The organism is Streptomyces sp. NPDC008150, from assembly GCF_042956945.1.
Classification (GTDB): Bacteria; Actinomycetota; Actinomycetes; order Streptomycetales; family Streptomycetaceae; genus Streptomyces.
On record NZ_JBIBHJ010000011.1, the window covers coordinates 136,586 to 160,579 of the forward strand.

Sequence of the window (23,994 nt, forward strand, 5' to 3'; positions counted from 1 at the left end):
AGTCGATCCCCGGCGCACGGCCTTGGCGCAGCGCCGGGGCCGGGGCCGGGCCGGAGTCGTCAACGGCTCCCTCGTACCCGGCTGCCCGCGATTGACCGGTGATCAGCTGCCCGTCAGCAGGTGCCGCACGACGTACCCGGCGGAGTCGACTCCGGAGCTGCCGCCCTCCACGAGGGCGGCCACCGCGATGTCGCCGTTGTAGGCGGTCAGCCAGCCGTTGGTGTGGTCGCCCTCCTCCGCGGTGCCCGTCTTGGCGCCGACGCCCGTGAGTCCGCCCAGGCGCGGGGCCGCCGTACCGCTGGTGGCGACGGTGCGCATCATCGACTGCAGGTATCCCGCCGTGCCGGCCGAGATGGGCCGGGGAGCGGTGGCCTGCTGCTGCCCGGCCAGGATGACCGGCTGGTGGAAGCCGACGCCCCGCACGGTCGCCGCGACCGACGCCATGAACAACGGAGTGGCCGTCACCTGCCCCTGGCCGATGAACTGGGCCGCCTGGTCGCCGCCCTGCACGTCCGCGGGGATGCTCGGGTCGGTCGTGGCGACTCCGCCGCCGATGGACCAGCTGCCCATGCCGAAGACGTTCGCGGCCTCCTCGTGCAGGGCGGAGGCGTCGCCGTCGTGCACGAGGTAGTGGAAGCCGTCCTTGATGAACGAGGTGTTGCACGACACGGTGAAGCCCTGCGCGATGCTGGCACCGGGATTGGCGCTCACACCGGGGTCGTTGTGGAACAGCTGGCTGTTGGCCGTCAGCGAGTCCGTGCAGGGCGCGGGGCTGCTCGGGTTGAGTCCCGCCTGGTCGAACAGGGCCGCCGACGTGATGATCTTCATGGTCGAGCCCGGTGACTTGATGCCGTTGATGGCGATATCGCCGTCCGAGCCCGTGTGCGCGATCGCGAGGATGTGACCGGTCCGCCAGTCCAGTGCCACGGTCCCGGCGGGCTTGACCTGGAGGTGGCTGTCCTTCACCGCGTTCTCGGCCACCGCCTGGAGAGAGGCGTCGATGGTCGTCCTGACGACCGGAGGTTTCCCCTTGGTGAAGACCTTCAGCGCCTTGACGCCCGCGCCCGTCCCGTCGACCACGGCGACGCCCGTGCCGGAAGTCCCGCCGGTGGCCTTGGCGTTCTTGCCGATCGTCGCGGCGATGTCCCGCAGCGACGCGAAGGTGGAAAGGTCCGTCTTCCCGTCACTCGCGACGACCTCGGCCTTCACCGTGTCCGTCGGCAGCTTGCCCGCGGTCAGCGACTGGTCGTCGCCCAGGCCGGGATACAGGACCGAGTTGTTCCAGTGGACCGCCGTCCGGCCATTGGCGCTCTGGAATACCGCCACCGCGCTCGCGTACGTCCACGTGCCACCCGCCACCTCGGCGGTGACGTCGAAGGTGACCTTGGTGGCGCCCGGCGTCGCCGTCGACGGCCCCGCGGACACGACGTGCGCGAAGGTCAGCGACTTGAGGTTCAGGCCGTCCGCGTACCCCCGCAGGGCCGGCACGGCCGTGGCCGACGCGTCGGTGTCGCCCGCCGCCCGGTCGAACTTCCGCTGCGACCAGCTGTCCAGGAACGTGCGGGCCAGCTTCACCGACTTGGCACCCGAGGGCGGCTCGCTCGACAACGTCTGCGGGTCGAAGGAATGCGATGCGTCCGACCCGCCGCCCCCCGCCGTCCCCGAAGCCGCCTGCACGACGTTGTAGGCACCGATCCCCCCGACGACGAGCAGCACCGCGGAGGCACCGGTCACGCCGATCTTCACACCCTTGTTCATGCGGTGGATCGTATGTTCGTTTGCAGTATGCAGGCATTGACTGTCTGTAGATCGTTACCGGACTGTCAGGTACCAACGGCAGACGAGCGTTCGCCCGCTGCACCGCCCGGCGTTGGCTCATCGAGGTTGAACTCCTGCTGCCACAGGGGCTGTTGGACGCAACGGCAGCAGAAGGAGCGGACTCGAAGCCCGGGTCAGGATTCGGTGAGGAACCTGTTGGCCGCTCGCCTGACCGTCCACCGCAACTGCTGCGCCGGCCCGAGGGCGGAGGCCCTGCCGGTGGTTCGCATCGCGTAGAGGCTCAGTTCGACGAGCCGGGCTCCCCAGACGCGGGTGATGACATCCTCCAGGCGCTCGGCGACCTGCTCCAGCGACGTTCCCTTCAGTATCCCGATCAGTTCGAGGTGGTAGTCGAGGGAGCGCGTCCGGACCGTCAGGTCCATCAGCACGTCCGCGACCTCGGTCGACTGACCCTTGCTGGGGCCGGCGAGGTGCTGGCAGTTCTTCAGCAGGACCGCGGTCTGCGAGGCGGCCTGCTGGGGGCCGGCGGCGCTGAGCACGGCCTTGAGGTGAGCCATGAGACCGGCCGCGTGCAGGGCGAGGCTGAGACCGATCACGTTGGAGGCCGAGTCGGCGCGGGCCCGTGCGGCCAGACGGGAGGGGGCCAGGTACCCGGGGCGCATCCGGTGCAGCCTGAGCAACGCCGCACCGGCGTGCCCCGTGGGGCGCTCCCGAGTGGTGCAGGTGTAGACGGCGTCGGCGTGGTCGCGCAGGTCGCCGTCGAGAAGGACGACGAGGAGGTCCGCGGCGTGTTCGGGGCTGCACCGGGTGGCGGCCTCGGCCACCAGGGAAGGGGAGTCCATACCGGGATGCAGTTGGTCCAGACGCTGAAGCAGGATCCGGACCTCGGCCTGCGGGTGCGAACGCAGCCCGGTGGTCAGCGCGTCGGACGCGTCCTGATGGCGGCCCGCCACGTGCAGATCGACGATGAGCTGCGCGATCTCCAGGACCGGTCTGCAGCGGAGCGCCCCGGTGAGCACCTCCGAGGCGAAGTCGTGCATGTTCGCCGTGTGGAGGGCGGACACCATGGCCACGAGATGGCCCGTGGTGCGCATCTGGGTCTGCGCGAAGACGGCCGCAGCGGCCGTGTGGTGCCCCGCCGTTCGCAGTGCACCGATCAGTTCGGCGACGTCGATGGCCGGGCGTTGTTCCGCCATGGCGCTCTGCAGCAGGTCGGCGAGCCGGCCGAAGCCGTTCTCGTGGAGGGCCACCACCAGTTCGACGAGCTCGGCGCACACGCGATCGTGCGCCGGACACGTCACGGCCTGGGCAAGGGCGTTCTGCAGGGCAGCGGAACCGAGAAGACCGCAGAGATCCAGGATCTCGGGAACGTTCCGGTGCGCCACCGTGGCGCCGAGCAGGGCCGTCGTCGCGTCGTGGTTGCCGTGCCGGTGGAGCGCGCCGGCCAGAGCGGCGAGATCGGCGGGGCCGAGAAGCTGCACAGATGCCTGGAGCAGGCCCGCGACGGGCTCCTCCAGGCCGGCCCGGAGAAGCTCCCCGACGAGGCCCGCGGTGTCCTCCACGGGGCGCATGGCCACCATCGCCGGAAGCGCGGCTTCCGCGTACTTGTGCAGACCGGCTCCGTAGAGGGCGTGGAGCAGGGCCCGGACATCGGTCACCGGACGGCAGCGGCTCACGGACGTGACGAGTTCGCTGGCGATGGCCCTGCGCGGGCTGGTGGCAAGTCCCCCTACCAACCGGACGAGTTCGGGCACGGAGGCGGTCCGGTCCGCGGCTTCGAGGACGTCCATCAGGGACACTCCCGAGATCCCGCCGCGGACCAGCTCCTCGGCAGCCTCCAACTGCTGTTCCAGGTGGTGGCAGTGCTCGACGGCGTGACGTAACTCCGCCCTGGTACGTGCCAGTTGACGCCGGAGGTCGGCCACCTCGTCCTCCAGTGCGCTGCCGGCCCTCATCATCCGGCCGTAGCGCTCCTTCCACACCTCGACGGCCGTCGAGTGCGTACGGCACTGCTCGTCGAGTTTGGCCCGCAACTCCGCCTCCTCGACGGCCTGGTGGGCCAGCTGCTGCTGGCGCTCCTCGATGGCCTCCAGCAGCGCACGTTCCCGCAGCCGTATCTGGCGGACCTCTTCGTCCTGCGCGAGGAAGCGGTCCTGCAACCGTTGCAGTTCGTCGCCCGTCTGACGGCAGGCAACGGCCGCCTCGTGCAGTGCCTTCAGCCCTGCGATCGCCTCCGGGGTGATCTGCACCCCGCAGTGCTCGGTCACGTCGACGAGCAGGTTGCTGACGAACGACCACGGAGCTCGACGAGTGCCGTTGAGATACCGGCTCACCGTCCCCGGATCCATGTGCCGACGACCGGCGTACGCGCGCACGCTCACTTCCAGGCGGGCGAAGTACGTGCGTACGTCCGTTACGAATGCCTCGACCGCCGCGGGCAGATCGGGGCTGAGCGCCCCCAGTCCCGAAGTCGTCGCTCTGGCGTCCATGGTCCCGTCCCCTGCTCGGTGCGTGCCTGTCGCCCGAACATTTACAGCCGTCCGAGAGATCGTTGGGCTGTTTCCGCTGTTTCCAGCAGCTACGGCAACAGTCCGCCGTTGCCGAAACGACCGGCTGCTGATGCGGCCTTCCTGGCAACGCTCCACGTCGAGCACGATCGGTCCCTGCCGACGGCAAGTCGGTCCGTTTTCCGTCCGAGCGCTCAGCAGGAGTGGCCCGTGCCAGCCAACAACCGCCCCGCCCGCACCCCTTCGCCGACTCCGTCGACGGAGGCGCGGCCAGGGCCCGGCCCCCGCGCCGCGCGCCGACGGCGAACGTCCGGTCGCTCGCCCGCCGATGCCGGTGCGGCCGGCCGCACCGACGCGGCCGGGAACGGTGGTTTCCTGGGCGGCAGCGTCCTGAACGGCACGCTGCTGCTCACCGGTCTGGTGAGCGGTCGGATTCCCGCCACCCCCCAACTCCTCTGGCCGCTCGTTATTTTGAGCATCGCCATCCTGGGCCACGACCTCTGCCGCAGAAGGCTCACGTCCGACAGCCCGGAGCGGAAAAGGCGCCCGCGCAAGGCGCGTTGAAGTGGCGGACGATTCCGCGGGGCAGAGTCCACCCCGCGTCGCGGTGCGGCCCCGGACGGTCACGACCACAACGAGCAGGAGGAACGCCGGAGCGTCACCGGTGGCGCGCCCCTCACCTCGCGGCGGTCGGGCCAGCGTTCTCGAACCCACCGGTCCGGCCGACCCGGCGACAGCCCTCTGCTCCCGGGCCTGTCCGCCTCCTCGTCGGGCGTCAAGCCGGCCGCAACAGCCCACGCCAGTCCGCCCGTTACGGCAGGCGCCACCGGAAAGCGCTCCAGCGGAATCTCGTAACAACCCCCCGCCAGGGGACCGGGCGACACCCTGTCCGGCCTCCAGCCGCACCGGCGCCCCAGCCGCCTCCTGAGTCCGGCCGTCCGCCCCGCCCTCAACACCGGCAGGCGCCGCGACGCCGCGCGGCCGGGCCGTCCGCCGCCCGTCCCCCGCTCAGCGCCGCGGAGCGAAGGACTCGACGTATGCCAGAGCGCTGTAGAGGGCGTCGCGCCGAGATCGCCGCGCGGATGGCACACACGCTGGGCCGCCCCGTCACCTACGTGCCCGTCCAACTCGACGAGTTCCGGCACACGTTGGAGCGGCGCGGCCTGTCACCCCACAAGGTCCAGCACCTCGTCGCCGTCGCCGTCGACTACCGCGACGGCATCTTCGCCGGATCGAACGACCTGGTGAGGACCATCGGCGGCGAAGAGCCCCTCGGTGTCGAGGCGTTCGTGGAAAAGAACCGCGCGTTCTACGAGACGCACACCGCCTGAGTCCGGGCCGAGCCGTGGGGGATCGCGGAGGCACGACCGGGGCGGACGCGCCGCGCTCGGCGCGGAGGGCGCGACGACCAACCCTTCGCCGTCTCCTCGGCGGGACCCCTCAGACGCGGGCCGCGTGGCGGGCCGCCAGGTAGCCGAAGGTGAGGGCCGCGCCGACCTGGCAACCCGCGCCGGGGTACTCCGAGGCCATGGGTGACTCGGCGTCGTTCCCGCAGGCGTAGAGGCCCTCGATCGGCTCCCCCCGAGCGTCGAGAACCCTGGCGTCGGTGTCGACGCGCAGGCCGCGCGCGGTGGCCAGGGGGTGGGTACGACGGCGACGGCATAGAAGGGTGCCCTGGCGATCGGGCCGAGGTTGACGTTGGGCCTGTGCGCGGGGTCTCCGAACTGGTGGCCGTAAGGGCTCTGCCCTTTGCCGAACTCCTCGTCGACTCCGGTCGCGGCGAACCGGTTGTTCGCGTAAATCGTGGACTCCAGTCCACGGGGATCGACACCCATGGAGAGGGCGAGCCGGCGAATGGTGTCTCCGGTGTGCAGATATCCGGTCCTTGTGTACGCGGTGAGGCGGAACGCCGGTGTGTGCGGGCGTATCAGCCCGAGCCCGTACGCGAAGAGTGCCGCGGCGTCGACGACCAGCCAGGCCGGGACCGTGGGCACGGTCCTGTGCGAGACGTACATCGCCCTGGTGAAACGGTGATAGGAGACCGACTCGTCGACGAATCGGCGCCCCGCCGCATTCACCGCGACGATCCCCGGTTTCCCCCGGTCCCAGATATGGGGGAAGACGGCCGTGGACCCGTCGGAACGCCGGCCCACGGAACTGGGGAACCAGAGGGCGTTTTCGTCCCGCGACGCGCCCAGTACTCCACCGACCTCGCCGGCGAGGGCGAAGGAGTCGCCCGTCGCCCCCTCGCTCGCCGGGGTGAACCGCGGTGTGGGCTCGGGGAGATGGAGGGCGCGCAGCTCCGGGCTCGCGGCGAATCCGCCGGCCGCCAGCACGACCCCCCTGCGTGCGGTCACTCGCACCGTTCGGCCCTCGTGCATGACGACGGCGCCGGTCACGCGGCCGGCGCCGTCGGTGGCGAGGCCGGTCGCGCGTGCGCCGAACCACACGTCGCCCGAGCCTCGCACCAGCTTGTGGTAGAGGTTGGCGACGAGCGCGTTGCCCATGGTCAGCCGAGTGCCGCGCGGGTAACGGAGGCGGTCCACCGCCCAGCGGGAGCCGAGGCGGGCGGCGGTGGCCATCCCTCGGGGCGAACCGTGGAACAGGGTCAGCAACTCGTCGGCCTCGGAGCGGCGGACCATCAACGTCCCTTTTAACAGGGCGAGTTCAGGCAGAGGCCGGCGGATCCGGCCGAAGCGGGCCGCGCCCAGTTCGCGGCCGTCGAAGATGTGCGGTTCCAGAGCCCTGCCGATGCCCGACCCCTCGATCTCGGGGTGGTAGTCGACGGCGGTCCTGGAGTGCCGGAACCCGACGCCCAGGCGTTCCAAGTAGTCGAGCGCGGCGGGGCCCTGGGCGAGGTAGGCCGTGCGCAGTGCGTGGGGAGCACGGTCGCCCACGAGTGCGTCGAGGTATTGCCGCGCGGCCGCAGTGTCGGCCGCGGGGTCCTGTTGCCGCCGGTGTCCGGGTATCCAGCAGGTGCCCGCGGAGTACGCGGTGGTCCCACCGAGCCGTTCGGTCTTCTCCAGCACCAGCACGGACAGCCCTTCCCGGGCGGCCACCACGGCGGCGCCCAGGCCGCCCGCGCCGGAGCCGACGACAAGGAGGTCGACGTCCCGTTGTCCGCCGTCGTTGCCGGTCATGGCCGAGGTCGCTCCTCAATTGCCGAAGCGGTCCGCCCGAGGCGGGACTTGACGCGCATTTCCGTCCGGCCAGCATCGGTAGCCACGAGATACGTACCGGTTCGTACAAAAGGAGGTGGTGAATGTCGGCGAAGGCCCTCGGCGCTTTCGGTTCCGGCGTTCCGGGGCTCGACCGGCGACGGTCGGAATTGTCCGGCCGAATGAGAATTACTCGTGCGACGTCGCGGTAAGCGGTGCCCGCGCGGCCGTCGTGACGATTGCATGGACCGCTCCGGGAAAGGGCGTGTAACGTACGGCGTCCGCCGACTGGCAAGAACCGTACGGAACCGGCAAGGAATGACATGGAACCCGAACAGGCTTCTGGCAGCGGCGTGCGCAGTGTGCGCAGAGCTCTGGACATCCTGTCGCTGCTGACCGAGGAGCAGCCGGTCGTCCCGCTGCGTACGGTCGTGGAGGCGACGGGGCTGCCGAAGACCACGGTGGTGCGCCTCGTCCAGACGCTGGAACAGTACGGACTGCTGTGGGCGACGGAGGCCGGGTACATGGCCGGCCCGGGACTCTGGCGATGGGCCTACCTGGCGGCTTCCAGTTGGCAACTCCCCCCGGAGACGGTCGACTTGCTGCGCGGCCTGGTGGCACGGCACGGCGAGACCGTGAACCTGATGATCCGCCGCGACGTGCAGCGCGTGTGTGTCGCCCAGCAGGAGAGCCCCAGGCCGCTGCGGCACGTTGTGCGGATCGGCGACGAACTGCCCCTGTGGGCGGGCGCGTCGTCCAAGGTCCTGCTGTCCGGGGCGGACGACGCCCTGCTGTCGCGGATCGCGCTGCTGTCCCCGCACGGCGAGGGACACGCCGCCCAGCTTCGTGCCTGGTCGGACGAGGCGGAGCGCGCGGGCTTCGCGGTCAGTCACGGCGAGCGGGAGAGCGGGCTGACCGCGGTCGCCGTGCCGATCCGTGCGGCCGGTGGAGGCGTTGCCGCGTCCCTGTCCCTCAGCGGTCCGAGTTCGCGCATGACCGACGACCTGATCGCGTGCTTCACCGCCGATCTGCTGGACGTGTCGGCGCGGATCGCCGCCGAGGGCTTCGACCACCCGCTGGTGCCGCGGAGTTGACGTAGGCACTGGTCCAACTGCTCTCGTTCGTCGGGGATTTCGCAGGTGCCGGACGCGGTGCGAAGGCGTCCAGCGGCGGCAGTGACCCTTCGCCCACCGGGCAGGTCGGTGGGCGAAGGGTGCGCGCCGGACTCCCGCGACGTCGCGCGGGACGCCCGCGGCCGGCTCAGGTGCAGAACGGCAGGTTGCCCATGGCCGAGAGCACACCGTTGACGATGTGCGTCTTGAAGAACGCCTGGCCGGGGTAGCCCGAACCGTCCGTCCAGGCAAGCGAGTCGTGCCCGAGGGCGGTGACCCACGAGCGGCCGCCGTCGTAGTACTGGCACCAGGAGATGGGGTGGAAGTCGCCGTGCCCGGGGTGCGTGGTCGACTTGGTCGCGAGGGTCTTCTCGTCCACCGCGAGAAGCCACTTGACTCCGCCGGGGTAGGGCATCCAGTTGTACCACTCGTCCTTGAAGTCCCATCGGAGCGGCATGCCCTCGGTGGAGGAGTCCTTGGAGAGCGTGACGACCGTGCCGGCCTGGAGGGCGCCGTGGTCGTAGTACTGGGTTCCGCCGCAAAGACCCTCGTAGTAGGGCCAGTTGTACTCGGTTCCGCCGATCGCGTTGTGGATGCCGGCGAAGCCGCCGCCCGCCCGGACGTACTGGTGCAGCGCGGTCTTGCCCGCGTCGAGGTGGGCGGGGGTCGTGGTGTTCACGGCCGCGGAGGGGTCCACCGCCGTGCCGTGCTTCCACAGGACGTCGCGGCTGGTGCTGCCGAAGACGACCGCCTTGTACTTGCTGCCGATGCCGGGGAGTTGGGTGACGTCCTCGGTCCAGTCGACCTGGACGCCGACCTCGCCCATCCACTTGATCATGGCGTTCTGCAGGACGTGGGCCGCGGTCAGCGGCGGGTTGAGACCGGGGCCGAGGGCGGGGCCGAGGTGGGCGTGGCGGGGGCCGGCGGTGCGGGTGAAGAGCAGGATCTTGTCCAGCCGACCCGCGACCCAGGGGTGGTAGGAGGCCGGGACCCGGCCGCGCACCACGTTGTACTGGGTGTCGTAGAACTTCTCCTGGCCCCGGGGAATGTTGCTGGTCACCGGTGTCTTGACGGTGGGTTCCTTGCCCACCGTCCTCGTCTTGTCGGGGTAGGGGTTCGACTTGTCGCCCTTGCCGGCGCTCTTGCCGCCGCTCGCGATGCTGCTCGCCGAGGCGGCCGTGGCGGGAAGCGCGGCGGCCACCACGGGTGCCGCGGCGGCCGCGGCGACGCCCTTCATGATCTGTCTGCGGTCGATGTTCGACATTGCTGGATCACCTTTGCTGTCGGTGTACGGCTCCAAGCGGGCCGGGGCGGCTCTCAGGCGGGCGACAGAGGTGCGCGAGCTGGGAGGCGGGGGGTGCGCGGCGGCCGGAAGTGCTGAAAGCGTTCTCGCTCGTGCGCGAGGTGTACCACCAGGCGGTTCGAGCGATCCGCCTGAAGGGCACGGCCAACATAGGACCGTCACGGGCGCCCCCGCAAGGGACCGTGCGCCGCTCGCTCGCGGGAAAGCAAAAACACACAACGGGCCAGGCCAGAGGGCCCGGACGAGGGTGTCCGGACAGCGCGAAGCAACGGTCGGCGGCCTCTTTTGAGGCCACGCAGCCGTTGTACGCGGCGGACCGGGCGGTGTGCCGCCCGGAGGTCACAGCCCCAGGTAGATCTGCCTCACCCGGGGATCGTGGGCCAGCTCGGCCGAGGTGCCCGACATGGCGACGGAACCGTTCTCCATCACCAGGCAGTGGCTGGTGACGCCGAAGGTCAGTTTGGCGTTCTGCTCCACCAGGAGCAGCCCGATGTTCTCCTCACGGAGTTTGATCAGCACGGCGAGGACGTCCTCGATGAGCTTCGGCGACAGCCCCATGGAGGGCTCGTCCAGGAGCAGCAGCCTCGGCTGGGACATCAGCGCCCTGCCGATGGCGAGCATCTGCTGCTGGCCCCCCGACAGGTCCCCGGCCGCGCGCTGGCGGAACTCCCGCAGGACGGGGAAGAGTTCGTAGATCCATTCCAGGGTCTGCCGGGTCTCCCCCTTCCAGGACCGGTGGTAGGCGCCGAGCAGCAGGTTCTTCTCGACCGTCAGCCCCGAGAAGACGTGCCGGCCCTCGGGCACGTAGCCCACGCCGTGCCGGACCATGTCCCTGGCCCTGACCCGGCTGAGGTCCTTGTCGCCCAGCGAGATCCGCCCGTGTGTGCGCGGCACGAGTCCCATGAGGGCCTTGAGGGTCGAGGTCTTCCCGGCGCCGTTGGAGCCGATGATGCCCATCGACTCCCCCGGCGCGACGGTCAGCGCGACGTCGCGGACGGCGCAGACACCGCCGTAGTGCACGGTCAGTCCCTCGACCGCCAGGCTGCGGCCATCGGGTTCGGCGGACACGACGGTCATCGGGGAACCTCCGTCGGAGTGGGGAGCGGTGTCTCGGACAGGGACTCGCCGAGGTACGCCTCGATCACCTCGGGGGCCGCCGCCACCTCCGCGGGGCTGCCCTCGGCGATCACCCTGCCCGTGGCGAGCACGGTGATGCGTTCGCAGAGGGACATCACCAGGCCCATGTTGTGCTCGATCAGCACCACGGTCACTCCGAGGTCGCGGATGGAACGCACGATGGTGGCGAGCTGGCCGACCTCCTCGCCGTTGAGTCCGGCCGCGGGCTCGTCGAGCAGCAGCAGCCTCGGCCCGCTCGCCATGGCGCGGGCGATCTCGATGCGGCGCTGGATGCCGTACGGCAGGGAGCCCGGTGCGGCGTCCGCGAAGCCGGTCAGTCCGTACTGGCGCAGGATCTCGTCGGCCTCTCTGCGCAGGGTGCGCTCGGTGCCGATCACGCCGAACGGCCACACCACGTACTGCCAGAACGAGGTGCTCCGGGAACGGTCCAGCGCCACCATGACGTTCTCCCGGACGGTCATGTCCCCGAAGAGGCGAAGGTTCTGGAACGTCCGGGACATCCCGCCCAGGGAGAGCCGGTACGGAGCGACGCCGCCGATTCCCGTGCCCAGCGCGGACAATGAGCCGGACGTCGGCCGGTACAGACCGCTGACGACGTTGAACAGGGTCGTCTTGCCCGATCCGTTGGGGCCGACGATGCCGCGTATCTCGCCCTGCCGGACGGTGAGTTCGACGTCGTCGAGGGCGGTCAGCGCGCCGAACCGCTTGGTGAGACGGCGGATCTCCAGGGCCGGCAGGTCGCCCTCGTGCGCCACGGTCGCGCCGGTGCGCTCGTCGGGGCTGAACGGGCCGAGTTCGGCGGCCCGTTCGCGTTCGCCCGGGGTGCGGCGTTTGTTCACGGCGGCGAGGACGCGGGCGGGAACGCCGGCCAGGCCGGTTGGTGCGAAGACGACCATGAGGACGACGACGAGTCCGTAGCCGAGCTGTGCGTACACGGCGACGTCCACCAGGGCCTCGCGGACGAGGACCAGGCCGACCGCTCCCACGACGCAGCCGACCAGGCTGCGCCGGCCGCCGATGACCACCATGGCGAGCAGGAGGAACATCTGCGACTGGCCGAAGGACTCCGGCGCGACGAAGCGGATGAGACCGGCGTAGAGCACACCGGCCAGGCCGCCGTAGACGCTGGCCAGCACGAACGCGGTCATGCGCAGCAGCGGGATCTCGGAGCCCATGGCGCCGGCGGCCAGGGAGTCGTCCCGCATGGCACGCAGGCGGCGGCCGAGCCTGGTGCGCACCACGAAGAGCCCGAAGGCCAGGGAGGCCGCGAAGAAGACGACCTCCAGGTAGTAGTAGAGGTACTCGCTGGAGAGGTCGACGCCGAACAGCGGGGGCACCGGGATGCCGGAGATGCCGTCGGCGCCGCCCGTGATCTTGGCGTTGGTGATCCAGTTGACGAAGCCGAGGGCCAGTCCGAGGGTCACGATGCCGAGGTAGTGGGACTGCATGCGCAGCGCCGGTATGCCGACGACGAGGCCGATGACCACGGTGGCCAGCACCCCCAGCACGGCCGCGACCCAGAATCCGTAGCCGGAGTGGGTGGTGAGGATCGCGGTGGTGTAGGCGCCGACGCCGAAGAAGGCGACCTGGGCGAGGTTGATCTGGCCCGAGACGCCCATCACCAGGCCCATGCCGATGGCGAGGATCGCGAAGATCAGTGCGATGTCCACGACGTGGATCGCGTAGCCGTTCAGCGTGTAGGGAAGCGCGTAGAGCGCCACCACCGCGAGAGCGGCGAGCGGGACCTTTGCCTTCAGGGTGCTCACGCGCGGCTCACCGTCCGTTCCCCGAAGATGCCGGTGGGCCGGATCATGATGGCGACGGTGAAGACCAGGAAGGTGACCAGCACCGAGTACCCCTGGAAGTGGTCGGCGGTGTAGGAGTCGAGGACGCCGATGGCGAGTCCGCCGACGACCGCGCCCTCGATGGACCCGAAGCCGCCGAGCATGGCGGCGGCGAAGCCCTTGACGCCGAGGGCGCCGCCGAGCGAGGAGTCGACGTAGAGCATGGGGGCGACCAGACCGCCCGCGAGCGCGGCGACGCCGGCCCCGATGGCGAAGGCGAGGCCGTTGCTGCGGCCGACGTGGATGCCGACGGAGGTGGCCGCCTCGTGGTCCATGGCGACCGCCTGCATGGCGATGCCGGGCTTGGTGCGCGACAGGAACAGGGTGAGCAGCACCACGCACAGGGCGGTGATCGCGATGACGACCAGGTCGTAGGTGCGGATGCGGATGCCCCAGACGTCGAGCGGACCGGAGCTGATCGGGGAGGCGACGGCCCGGCCGGTGGTGCCCCAGATCAGGGTGGCGGCCGCCTGGAGGACGGTGCCGAAGCCGATCGTGCCGATCAGCATCAGGTCGAAGTCCTTGTTCTCCAGCGGGCGCAGCACGCGTTCGATGACCAGACCGATGGCTCCGGTGATCACGATGGAGACGACGATGGCGATGAAGAACGGGGTGTGCGCGGTCAGGTAGAAGGTGGAGGCGGTGTAGGCGCCGATCATGGCGACGTCGGCGTGGGCGAAGTTGACCAGGCCCATCGTGCGGTAGACCACCGAGAATCCGACGGCGATCAGTGCGTAGACCGCACCCAGGCTCAGACCCCCGACGAGGGTCTGCAAGGTGACTTGCATGTTGACTCCCTGACGCCGGCCCCCGTGCGGGGGCCGGCGTCCGCTTCGGAGGGCTGGGTCACTGAGCGGCTTCGAGCTTGCCGCCCTTGATGATGCCGATCGTGGTCTTGAAGATGCCGACGCCGGTGTCGTCGTACTTGAAGTCGCCCAGCAGGCCGTCGTACTGGGTGGCGCGGATGGCGTCGGCGAGCTTCTGGCCGGTGGCGAGCTTGCTGGTCCTGAGCGCCGTCAAGAGGATGTTGGTCCCGTCATACGCCTTGGCGCCGTGGAGTTCGGCCGTCTTGCCGTAGGCGGCCTGGTAGGCGGCGGCGAACTTCTTGCTCGCGGCGTCCGTGTCGTTGCTCAGGTAGGGCGAACTGACGATGGTGCCCTCGACGTTGGCGGCGCCCACCGTGTCGATGAAGACCGGGGTTCCCTGCGGGGCGGCTCCGGCGAACGGCGCCTTGATGCCGAGGTCGCGGGCCTGCTTGACGATCAGGCCGGCCTCGACCTCCTCGGAGCCGACGAAGACCGCGTCGGGCTTGGTCTGGCGGATGCGGGAGAGGGCGGCGCTGAAGTCCTTCTGGTCGGTGGTGACGACCTGGTCGGTGACCGGGGTGATGCCGTCCTTCTTCAGGGCCGCGGTGAAGGCGTCGTGCTCGCCCTTGCCGTAGGACCCGTTGTTGGAGATCATCGCGATCTTCTTGTAGCCCCCGGTCTTGACCATGTAGTCGGCCAGGGTGGAGTCGTAGGTGGTGCTGGTGGGGCCGTTCAGGAAGAGGAACGGGCTCTTCACGTCGATCAGGGCGGTGGCCTGCCCGGAGGTGATGTTCGGGATCTTCGCCGTGCGCAGGGTGGGTGCCATGGCGACGGTGACCGCGCTCTCCGAGGTACCGATCATCGCGACGTAGCCGCCGCTGGCGAGCTTGCGCGCGATGTTGGTGCCGGTGGTGGGGTCGCCCTGGCTGTCGAAGACGGTCGCCTTGATCTTGCGGCCGTCGATGCCGCCCTTCTTGTTCCACTCGCTGATGGCGAGCTTGGCGCCCTTGGCCTCCCAGTCCCCCAGCGAGGCGAGCTGACCGCTCTGCGCGTCCACGATCGCGATCTTGATCGGTCCCGAGCCGCTGCCCTTGTCGGAGTCCGAGTCCCCGGGCGCCGAGCAGGCGGCCAGGGCGAGCAGCACACCGAGGGAAGCGGCGGTGATTCCGGTGGCGCGTGTTCTGGCCTGCATGTCCATCATCCTTCGTCCGGGAAAATGCCCTGGTAGATGTCGTTGATGTTCCAGTGACCGGGTGTGGGGACCGGTTCGTTGACCATGGGGATGTCGATGACCGCGGGACGCCGGCGCTCCACCGCGAGGGCGAGCACCTTGGCGAACTCGTCAGCGGAGGCGATGGAGTAGCCGTCGGCGCCGCAGGAGCGTCCGTAGGCGGCGAAGTCGGGGCTGTACGCCTCGCCGTCGGCGTCCTTGAAGTCACAGCCGTACCCGCGGCCGAAGTTGGAGCGCTGAAGGTCCGAAATGGTGCCGTGGGAGCGGTTGTTCATGACCGCGAAGATCACCGGCAGGCCCTGCTCGACGGCCATCGGTACGGCGGGAAGCTGCGCGCTCATGCCGCCGTCGCCGATGAGCGCCACCACCGTGCGCTGCTTCTGGGCCATCTGCACGCCGACGGCGGCGGCCGGTCCGAAGCCCATGGTGGAGGCGCCGCCCGGGGTGATGAACCGGCCCTCGGGCGGCAGGTCGTAGGACTGCGCGACGCCGTTCTTGTTCCAGCCGACGTCGGTGACCAGCACGGCGTCGGCCGGCAGGGTGGCGCGCAGGTCGGCCAGGATGCGCTGGGGGCGCAGCGGGTGGTTGTCGCTCGTGCCGAGTTCGGTGGCCGTCGCGAACAGCTCCTCGCGGTTCTCGGCGATCGCCTCGCGCAGTCCGGGGCGGGTGAGCGGCTCGGGCCTGGCCGCCCTGACCGCCGTGCCGATGGCCCTGACCGCGTGCGCCACGTCGGCCACGGCCCCGATCTCGACCGGGTAGTTGCGGCCGATCTCCGCGGGGTCGATGTCGATCTGGAGGAGGCGGCTCGGCGGGAAGTTCCAGGTGTACGCGGCGTCCCAGGAGCTGGCGTCGGTCTCGGCGAAACGTGTGGCGAGCGCGAGCACGACGTCGGCGTCCTTGGTGTGCGCGTGGGTCGACTCCAGTCCCCAGAAACCGGGCATGCCCAGCAGCAGGGGGTGCCGGTCGGGAACGGTGCCCTTGCCCATGAGGGAGTGCGCCAGGGGGATGTCGAGGTGTTCCGCGAGGTCCAGGAGCGCCTGGCGGGCCTCGGGTCCGCGCAGTCCGCCGCCGAAGTAGATGAGCGGGCGCTCCGCGGCGAGCAGTACCTCGGCGATCCGCCGGGCGGCGTCCTCGGTCAGGCCCGGCAGTCCGGCGTCCGGAAGGGGGTGCGATCCCGGGACGTAGGGGCTGACCGGACGGGAGAAGAGGTCCATCGGCACGTTGACGAGCACCGCGCCCGGTCGGCCGCTGGTGGCGGTCCAGAAGGCGCGTTCCAGGGTCCGGTGCAGGTCGGCGGTGCGCTGGACGGGCCAGACGCGCTTGCAGAAGGGGCGGTAGATGGCGGTCTGGTCGGCGTCGGCGTGGAGGTTGACCTCCTGGTGCGGGTGACGCCCGTAGTAGTAGGAGGGGATGTCGCCGGAGATGACGACGAGCGGCACGGAGTCCATGGCGGCGGTGGCCACGCCGGTGACGGCGTTCATCATGCCGGGGCCGACGTGGGTGAGCAGCACGCCCGGTTTGCCGGAGGCGCGGGCGTAGCCGTCGGCGGCGTGCGCGGCGGCCTGTTCGTGGCGGGCGATGACGAACTCGATGCTGCTGGGGCCGAGGGCGTCGAGCAGGGCGATGTTGGTGTGCCCGCACGTGCCGAAGACGTACTCGACGCCGTAGGACTCCAGTTGGGCGACCAGTGCCTCCGAGGCGGGGACGGTCTCGTTCACAGGTTCTCCTTCGGAAGGGTGGTCCGGTCGCCCCAGACGGACTGACCACGCAGCACCAGGGTCTTGACGGTGGTGTAGTCCTCGATCAGCCAGCGGGGCGACTCGCGGCCGAAGCCGGAGTCCTTCACACCGCCGAACGGGACATGGTCGAGGCGGTAGTTGGAGGTGCCGTTGACGATGAGGGCGCCCACCTCCAGGCGCCGCCAGGCGCTGATGACGCGGTTCGTGTCGTGGGTGAACAGGCCGGCCTGGAGCCCGTAGCGGCTGGTGTTGCAGGCGTCGACGACGGTGTCGAAGTCGTCGTAGGGCAGGACGGCGACGAGCGCGCCGAACACCTCGTGCACGACGACCGAGGCGTGCGCGGGAGGTCCGGCGACGATGGTCGGTGCGACGGTCGCGCCGTCGCGGGTGCCGCCCCGGATGACACTGGCGCCGAGTCCGGCGGCCTCGGCGGACCAGGCGACGACCCGTTCGGCCGCCCGCTCGTCGACCATGGAGCCGATGTCGGTGCCGGGGTCCAGCGGGTCGCCGACGACCAGGGCGTCCACCGCCGCGGTGAAGGCGTCGAGGAACTCCTGGTAGCGGCTGCGGTGCACGTAGACACGCTGGACGGAGATGCAGCTCTGCCCCGAGTTGCTGTATCCGGTGCGGGCGCTCATCAGGGCGGCGGCCTCGACGTCCGCGTCCTCGCAGACGATGGTGGCCGCGTTGCCGCCCAGTTCCAGGGCGAGGCGCTTGGCTCCGGCGGCTCGGGCGACGGCCGCGCCGGTGGCGGCGCTGCCGGTGAAGCTGATGACGTCGACCTCCTGGGCGGCGCTGAGTGCGGCGCCCACCTCGCCGCCGCCGTGCAGCAGTTGGACGGCCTGTCCGGGCATGCCGCTCTCCAGCAGCAGGGCCACGACGGCGGCCGAGATGCCGGGGGCCTGCGGCGGTGCCTTGACCAGGGTGGTGTTTCCCGCGGCGAACGAGGCGCCGAGCTTGTGGGCGAGCAGGTTCGCGGGGGCGTTGAACGGGGTGATCGCGAGCGCGACGCCGGCCGGGGCGCGGAAGGTCAGGGCGGTGTTGCCGACGCCCGTCGCCCAGCCGGCCACGTTCAGGTTCTCGCCGTTGATGTGCCGTGCTTCCGCCGCGGCCACGGCGAAGGTGGAGGCGACCCGGTCGATCTCGGTGCGGCTGTCCTTGAGGGGCTTGCCCAGTTCGAGGGCGAGGATCCGGGCGAGTTCGTCGCGACGGCGCAGTGCCGCGGCGGAGGCGTTCTCCAGGATGTCCGCCCGCGCGGCCGGTGAGAGCGTCGCGACCTGGGGGGCGTATCCGCGGGCGGCCTTGACGGCGGCGTCGATCTCGGTGGCGGTGGCGACGGGTGCCCTGCTGACGGTGCGGCGGAGATAGGGGCCGGTGCGTTCTTCCGGGGGACCGTCGCCGACCCAGCGGCCGGAGAGGAAGTTGGCTGCCTCGATCACAGCTGAGTCGGAGGCGGCCTTGAGAAGACTTTCCAGCATCACGTCTCCAGATTGACCATCTAGCGGGTTGCATGGACTGCTGTGTGGACTGGCGTGTAACGTACGGGCGCCGGTGAGCCCTGGCAATAGCCCGCGCAAAAGAAGTTGAAGCCTCAGCAGCCCCAACAGCCCCCCGCACGCGAGCACTTGTGGGCACCCCGCGTCGGCGACCGAGACCGGCTCCGCACATGCCACGGAATCCCGCCCCCGCACGAGGAGACACAGATGGAACCCGAGGAGTCAGCCGCAGGTGGAGTGCGCAGTGTGCGCAGAGCCCTGGACATCCTTTCGCTGCTGACCGAAGATCAGCCTGCCGTCCCGCTCCGCTCGATCGTCGAGAACACCGGACTGCCGAAGACCACGGTCGTCCGGCTGGTGCAGACCCTTGAGCACTACGGACTGCTCTGGGCCACCGCGTCGGGGTACATGGCCGGCCCCGGTCTGTGGCGCTGGGCCCATCTGGCGACGTCGAGCTGGGAACTGCCGCCGGAAACAGTCAAGTTGCTGCGCGAACTCCTCCACCGTCACGGCGAGACGGTGAACGTGATGACGCGTCGCGACCTGCACCGGGTCTGTGTCGCACAGCAGGAGAGCCCGCAGCCGCTGCGACACGTGGTCCGGGTCGGCGACCAACTCCCGCTGTGGGCCGGTGCCTCGTCGAAGGTGCTCCTCGCCGGCGCCAGCGACACGTTGCTCGAACGGATCGCGGCCGCCTCGCCGCACGGTCCTGACCACGCCGGACAGTTGCGGACCTGGTGCGACCAGGCGGCCGAGGCGGGCTACGCGGTGAGCCAGGGGGAGCGCGACAGCGGCCTGACCGCCGTGGCCGTACCGATCCGCACCGGCTCCGGCACCCTCGTGGCCTCGCTGTCGATCAGCGGTCCCAGCTCCCGCATCCCCGCCGCGGCGATCCCGGAGATCACGGCCGACCTGTGGGAGGTGTCCGCCCGGCTGACCTCACAGGGATTCGACCACCCTCTGAGCCCGAGGAACTGACCGACCATCGCCCCAGAGCCGCGGAGCCGCTCCGGCCCCGCGGAAGGAGTCGCCCCATGCGAGAACGTCCGCTCGACGGTATCCGGGTCCTCGACCTCACCAATGTGCTGGCCGGACCGTACTGCAGTTACCACCTCATGCTTCTCGGAGCGGAGGTCGTCAAGATCGAGCGCCCCGGACAGGGCGACCTGGCCCGTGTCCTCGGCCCCGATCCCGCACTCAACGGTGCGGGGATCGGGGCCTCCTTCCTGGCGCAGAACGCCGGGAAGAAGTCCCTGACCCTCGACCTCAAGGACACCGCCGACCGGTCCGCTTTCGAGTCCCTGCTCACCGGCGCCGACGTCCTCCTGGAGAACTTCCGCGCGGGCGTGCTCAGCAGGATGGGCTACGGGACGGACCAGTTGAGGAAGCTCAACCCCCGGCTGGTGTGCTGCTCGATCTCCGGTTTCGGCCAGAGCGGCCCCATGAGCGAGGACCCCGCCTACGACCAGATCATCCAGGGCCTGTCCGGGATGATGAGCATCACCGGCACCCCGGAGACCGCACCCCAGCGGGTGGGGTTCCCGGTCTGCGACACCACCGGGGGCCTGTCCGCCGCGCTGGCGATCTGCGCCGCCCTGCTGCGCCGGGAACGCACGGGGGTGGGGGCCAGACTCGACGTGTCGATGCTGGAGGCGTCGCTGTCCGCCATGGGCTGGGCCGTCTCCAACTACCTCGTCAGCGGCGTCCCGCCCCAGCCGCTCGGGGACCAGAACGCCACCGCCGCACCGTCCGGGACCTTCCTCACGGCGGACGGTCCGATCAACATCGCCGCGAACCAGCAGCGCCAGTACGAGACACTGTGCCGGCTCATCGGGGCCCCCGGGCTGATCGACGATCCGCGCTTCCGGCTGCGGGAGGACCGCAAGCGGCACCGCGCCGAGCTGAACGACGCGATCAACGAGGCGCTGTCCGCCCGCTCGGCCACGCACTGGGAAGCCGTCCTGTCCGAGGCCGGCGTACCGGCGGCCCGGGTACTGACCGTCCCGCAGGCACTGGCACTCCCGCAGCTCGCCCACCGCGACTTCGTCACCGAACTGGAGCACCCGGACGGTTCCGGCGACCCGTTGCGGGTGCTGGGCAGCGGCGTCCTCTACGACGACGAGGCCCTGCGGCCCGAGGCCGCGCCGCCGCTGCTGGGCGAGCACAACGGTGAACGCGAGCAGATCACCGCCGAGTGGGCGGCATCCGTCACGAGCGAGGAGGCACCGACACCATGAGCATCTCCCCCCAGGACGAAGCGGCACAGTGGTGGGCCACGGCCGTCAGCCACATCGAGCCCGGAGTCATCGAACTCCGCGACCGCCCGGTGCAGAGCCTGATCGGCTCGGTCGGCATCGTCGACACGATGTGGCTGCTGCTGCGCGGCGACCTCCCCCGGCCGCGCGAGGCCGCCCTGCTCGACGCGGCCCTGGTGGCCGGCGTCGACCACGGCCCCCAGGCGCCGTCCATCGCCGCGGCCCGGATGGCGGCCACCTGCGGGGTGGGGCTCAACAACGCCATCGCCACCGGCGTCAACATGCTGGGCGACAGCCACGGCGGTGCGGGCCAGCAGTGCGTCGAGATGCTCGACGACATCCGGGAGGCGGCCCGCGAGGGCGGAGGCGACTGGGACGCCGCCGCGCGCACGGTGATGGCCGAGTGGCAGAACCGTTCGCGCTACCTGCCGGGCTTCGGACACCGCTTCCACCCCGTGGACCCGCGCCGGGACCCGCTGCTCTCGCTGGTCGAACAGGCCGTCAAGGACGGCGTGGTGCCGGGCGAACACCTCCGGGCCGCGCTGGCGGTGGAACGGACGTTGAAGGTCCGCCGCGAGGGTGCCCGTCCCGTCCCGATGAACATCGACGGTGCCACCGCCGTCATCTACGGAGAACTCGGCTTCCCCGCGCCCCTGGCCCGCGGCCTGTTCGTGCTGAGCAGGTCGGTGGGCATCCTGGCGCACGCCTGGGAGGAGACGGGACAGGGGCGCCGGAACAAGGGACCGATCCCCCGCAGTGTGCTGCCCGCCCGCCTGGAGGCCGGTCCCACGAGCGGTGAAGCACGCGGTGCGGGTGCGCACGGCACCGCCTGATGCAGCAATCCACGTCGCACCCCTTGTCACGTCACCGCCGCGTCCTTAACGTATGGAACCGCCTCCGGGTGACCATTCAACGGATTTGCCAAACCGCAGAGCGGACCAACGCCTTATAGGGGCCTCCGGCCCGTCCGCCTCCCCCACCCCTCGGGCACCTGACTTTCCACGCCATCGCAACGGCTCCACCTGCCGCCTGGCAGGTGCATGCCATGGAGGGCCTCATGGACAGAAGAAACTTCATCGCCGGAGCTGCCGCGGGCACCGCCGGCGCCGTCACGCTCCTCAACGCGACCTCAGCCGAGGCCGCCGCACCGCCCTCCCTGGGCCTGCCGGTCCCCGTCCAGTCGCAGGACGCGCCGGGCAAGAACTACCCCAAGGCCGGCGGCAACCTGGCGAACCACAACTACTCGTCGCTCAAGGCGATCACCACCCGCAACGTCGGCAGGCTCAAGGGCGCCTGGCACATCAACCTCGAAGGCGGCTCCACCACCTCGCCCCAGCAGTGCGCCGTCGTGGCCCAGAGCGGCGTGCTCTACGTCGCCACCACGCAGCAGAACATCTCCGCCGTCGACGGCCGCACCGGAGCGGTCAAGTGGACCACCAACGTGGGCCGCGAGACCACCAACATGCGCGGGGTCGCCCTGGGCGAGGGCCTGGCCTTCACCATCTCCGGCTCCAACATCGTCTACGCCCTCGACCAGAAGACCGGCGCCGTCCGCTGGACCCGCGAGATGCTGATCGAGGACCAGGGCGACCCCGACTGCGACCCCGCCACCGGCCAGTGCGGCGGCAGCAAGGGCAGCCTGGCCGGCGCCGTCGTCTACTGGGACGGCCTCATCTACGTCGGCACCCAGGGCAGCACCGCCGGTGCGCGCGGACGCGGCTACGCCCTCAAGGCGTCGACCGGCGAGGTCGTCTGGACCTTCTGGGGAACCCCGGGACCCGGCGAGTACGGCAACGACACCTGGGAGGGCGACACCTGGAAGACGGGCGGCGCCGTCTGCTGGATCCACCCCGCCGTCGACCCCGAACTGGGCCTCGTCTACTGGACGTTCGGCAACCCGTACCCACGCACCGACGGCTCCACCCGGGCCGGTGACAACCTGTTCGCGAACTGCCTGGTCGCCATCGACGCCAAGACGGGCAAGCGGCGCTGGCACTTCCAGTCCGTCCACCACGACATCTGGGACTACGACGGCGTCATGTCGCCGATCCTCGCCGACATCCTGGTCGAGGGGAAGAAGCGCAAGGTCGTCGTCTACGGCAGCAAGACCGGCATGTACTACATCCTCGACCGCACCAACGGCAAGCCCGTGCACGGGATGGAGGAACGCCCGGTCCCCCAGCACGCCCTCCAGAAGACATCGCCCACGCAGCCCTTCCCCGGCGGCGAGCCGTTCGTGGACTCCGAGCCGCGGATCGACAAGGCGACCCGGCCCGTGCCCTTCTACCAGACGGGCGGGCTCTTCGAGGTCCACTGGGACCGCGCCACCATCATCTACCCCGGCGCGGGCGGCGGTGCCGACTGGGCGTACCCGTCCTTCAGCCACCGCACCGGCCTGGTCTACGTCGGCTACGGGCTGATCAACTCCGCCTACTCCAACACCCACGAGGGGCGCGTCAACACCTCCCGCCCGTACGGCGAGTACTTCGCGGGCGGGCTGTCCGCGGTGGACCCGCGCACCAACACCGTGGCCTGGCGCAAGGACGGCGAGTGGTCCCTCGCCCACGGCAACGGCGTGCTCTCCACGGCGGGCGGCGTGCTCTTCCAGGGGCGCCCGGACGGCGTGCTCACCGCCATGGACGACACCGACGGCAGCGAGCTGTGGACCTGGCAGTGCGGGGCCGGCGTCAACACCCCGCCGCTGAGCTACGAGATCGACGGCGAGCAGTACGTCGCGGTCCTCGCCGGCGGCAACGGGCTGCCCTACCCGGACATCCCGAAGGGCGACCACCTCTGGGCGTTCAAACTGTCGGGGCACATCACGACGCAGGCGACGGCGCCCACCCCGCCCTCGAAGCGCAACCAGATCCGCACCACGCCCGTCACCGGCGCGACCGCGAACAACACCGTCACGTTGGGCCGCACCTGGGACGCCACGAAGAACGCCCCGGGCACCGCGGAGAGCCTGGTGTCGCAGAACGCGATGGCACCGCAGAACCTGAAGATCGCCAAGGGCACCACTGTCACGTTCGTGAACCCCGCCGACAACAAGTCGGCCCACGGGGCGGTCGCCTTCTTCGACGCCGAGTTCGACAGCGGACTGCTCATGCCGGGCGACACCTTCACGCACACCTTCTCCACCGCCGGCGAGTTCTTCTACAACGACCCGATCGCCCCGCAGAGCACCGGAAAGATCGTCGTCGAGTAGTCCTCTCCACAACTGGGGCGCCGGAGACGGCATTTCGGCCCCGGGACGGCCGAAGACACATGTGCCGCGCATCTTGCCGAGGGCCGCGACCGCGCCTACGGTGGACACGCCTCGCCCGCCCCTCGGATCCAGCGAACCGCACAGTGGTACTTGCCGGTTGGAGTGCGACACCTGCTCCGCCACCGCCCGACTCCGGCCCCGCGGAACCCCTCAGCCCCGAGACCCGTCCGGCCGACAGTCCGCCAACACCCCACCGCCAGACACCCGAAGAAGGAGAACGGCCATGCCGAACACCCCCGAGGACGCCACCCTCAACCAGGCCGCCACCCCCGCCGAGGAATGGCAGGCACCCGACTTCACCGTCGTCGACACGGCGCTCGAAGTGACCGCCTACTCGCTCCGCACCCGCTGACCGGGCC

The 23,994-nt window shown here is 70.5% G+C and carries 17 protein-coding genes and 1 pseudogene; 8 read left to right on the top strand and 10 right to left on the bottom strand.

Annotated features, from left to right (window positions below):
* Window positions 1-102: 102 nt before the first annotated feature.
* Both ACFZA0_RS25630 and ACFZA0_RS25635 read right to left on the bottom strand, forming a co-directional pair.
* Entirely contained in the window at window positions 103-1,758 is a 1,656-nt protein-coding gene (locus tag ACFZA0_RS25630; RefSeq protein ID WP_391021082.1) for a penicillin-binding transpeptidase domain-containing protein, read from the bottom strand.
* Window positions 1,759-1,952: 194 nt separating this feature from the next.
* Window positions 1,953-4,268: a hypothetical protein gene (locus ACFZA0_RS25635; RefSeq protein ID WP_391021084.1), complete on the bottom strand. Its 2,316-nt coding sequence runs from the start codon at window positions 4,266-4,268 to the stop codon at window positions 1,953-1,955.
* 228 nt (window positions 4,269-4,496) lie between these two features.
* Between ACFZA0_RS25635 and ACFZA0_RS25640 the strand changes: the two genes are divergently transcribed.
* A complete protein-coding gene (locus ACFZA0_RS25640; RefSeq protein ID WP_391021086.1) occupies window positions 4,497-4,850 on the top strand; it encodes a hypothetical protein in 354 nt (117 codons plus the stop codon).
* 473 nt (window positions 4,851-5,323) lie between these two features.
* Window positions 5,324-5,617, top strand: coding sequence for a hypothetical protein (locus ACFZA0_RS25645; RefSeq protein WP_391021088.1), 294 nt, complete (start codon window positions 5,324-5,326; stop codon window positions 5,615-5,617).
* A gap of 109 nt (window positions 5,618-5,726) precedes the next feature.
* Here ACFZA0_RS25645 and ACFZA0_RS25650 read toward each other — a convergent pair.
* A pseudogene (locus ACFZA0_RS25650) lies at window positions 5,727-7,426 on the bottom strand (FAD-dependent oxidoreductase).
* Window positions 7,427-7,767: 341 nt separating this feature from the next.
* Between ACFZA0_RS25650 and ACFZA0_RS25655 the strand changes: the two are divergent.
* Window positions 7,768-8,538, top strand: a complete 771-nt coding sequence (locus ACFZA0_RS25655; protein WP_391021090.1) for an IclR family transcriptional regulator C-terminal domain-containing protein — start codon at window positions 7,768-7,770, stop codon at window positions 8,536-8,538.
* A gap of 166 nt (window positions 8,539-8,704) precedes the next feature.
* On the opposite strand, the gene ACFZA0_RS25660 is transcribed toward ACFZA0_RS25655, so the two are convergent.
* The 7 genes from ACFZA0_RS25660 to ACFZA0_RS25690 all read right to left on the bottom strand — a co-directional run bounded on the left by ACFZA0_RS25660 (window position 8,705) and on the right by ACFZA0_RS25690 (window position 18,094).
* Window positions 8,705-9,820, bottom strand: a complete 1,116-nt coding sequence (locus tag ACFZA0_RS25660; protein ID WP_391021091.1) for a ThuA domain-containing protein — start codon at window positions 9,818-9,820, stop codon at window positions 8,705-8,707.
* Between the two features lie 378 nt (window positions 9,821-10,198).
* Complete coding sequence (locus tag ACFZA0_RS25665) at window positions 10,199-10,936, bottom strand: ATP-binding cassette domain-containing protein (RefSeq protein WP_391021093.1); 738 nt, start codon at window positions 10,934-10,936, stop codon at window positions 10,199-10,201.
* A complete protein-coding gene (locus ACFZA0_RS25670; protein ID WP_391021095.1) occupies window positions 10,933-12,762 on the bottom strand; it encodes an ATP-binding cassette domain-containing protein in 1,830 nt (609 codons plus the stop codon). The genes ACFZA0_RS25665 and ACFZA0_RS25670 overlap by 4 nt, the downstream gene beginning before the upstream one ends.
* The gene (locus ACFZA0_RS25675; RefSeq protein ID WP_391021097.1) at window positions 12,759-13,628 is read right to left on the bottom strand and encodes a branched-chain amino acid ABC transporter permease; all 870 of its coding nucleotides are present in this window, start codon (window positions 13,626-13,628) and stop codon (window positions 12,759-12,761) included. The genes ACFZA0_RS25670 and ACFZA0_RS25675 overlap by 4 nt, the downstream gene beginning before the upstream one ends.
* Window positions 13,629-13,686: 58 nt before the next feature.
* Window positions 13,687-14,838, bottom strand: coding sequence for an ABC transporter substrate-binding protein (locus ACFZA0_RS25680; protein WP_391021099.1), 1,152 nt, complete (start codon window positions 14,836-14,838; stop codon window positions 13,687-13,689).
* 5 nt (window positions 14,839-14,843) lie between these two features.
* Window positions 14,844-16,595: a thiamine pyrophosphate-binding protein gene (locus tag ACFZA0_RS25685; RefSeq protein ID WP_391021100.1), complete on the bottom strand. Its 1,752-nt coding sequence runs from the start codon at window positions 16,593-16,595 to the stop codon at window positions 14,844-14,846.
* Window positions 16,592-18,094: an aldehyde dehydrogenase family protein gene (locus tag ACFZA0_RS25690; protein ID WP_391021102.1), complete on the bottom strand. Its 1,503-nt coding sequence runs from the start codon at window positions 18,092-18,094 to the stop codon at window positions 16,592-16,594. Before ACFZA0_RS25690 ends, ACFZA0_RS25685 begins: the two co-directional genes overlap by 4 nt.
* Before the next feature lie 264 nt (window positions 18,095-18,358).
* Between ACFZA0_RS25690 and ACFZA0_RS25695 the strand changes: the two genes are divergently transcribed.
* The 5 genes from ACFZA0_RS25695 (at window position 18,359) to pqqA (ending at window position 23,987) form a co-directional block, all read left to right on the top strand.
* Entirely contained in the window at window positions 18,359-19,090 is a 732-nt protein-coding gene (locus tag ACFZA0_RS25695) for an IclR family transcriptional regulator C-terminal domain-containing protein (protein ID WP_391021104.1), read from the top strand.
* Between the two features lie 56 nt (window positions 19,091-19,146).
* Window positions 19,147-20,349, top strand: a complete 1,203-nt coding sequence (locus tag ACFZA0_RS25700; protein ID WP_391021106.1) for a CoA transferase — start codon at window positions 19,147-19,149, stop codon at window positions 20,347-20,349.
* Window positions 20,346-21,200, top strand: coding sequence for a citryl-CoA lyase (locus ACFZA0_RS25705; protein ID WP_391021107.1), 855 nt, complete (start codon window positions 20,346-20,348; stop codon window positions 21,198-21,200). Before ACFZA0_RS25700 ends, ACFZA0_RS25705 begins: the two co-directional genes overlap by 4 nt.
* A 224-nt stretch (window positions 21,201-21,424) precedes the next feature.
* On the top strand, window positions 21,425-23,575 hold the full coding sequence (locus ACFZA0_RS25710; RefSeq protein ID WP_391021109.1) for a PQQ-binding-like beta-propeller repeat protein: 2,151 nt from the start codon (window positions 21,425-21,427) through the stop codon (window positions 23,573-23,575).
* Window positions 23,576-23,858: 283 nt separating this feature from the next.
* A complete protein-coding gene (gene pqqA / locus ACFZA0_RS25715) occupies window positions 23,859-23,987 on the top strand; it encodes a pyrroloquinoline quinone precursor peptide PqqA (RefSeq protein ID WP_391021111.1) in 129 nt (42 codons plus the stop codon).
* Window positions 23,988-23,994: the final 7 nt, after the last annotated feature.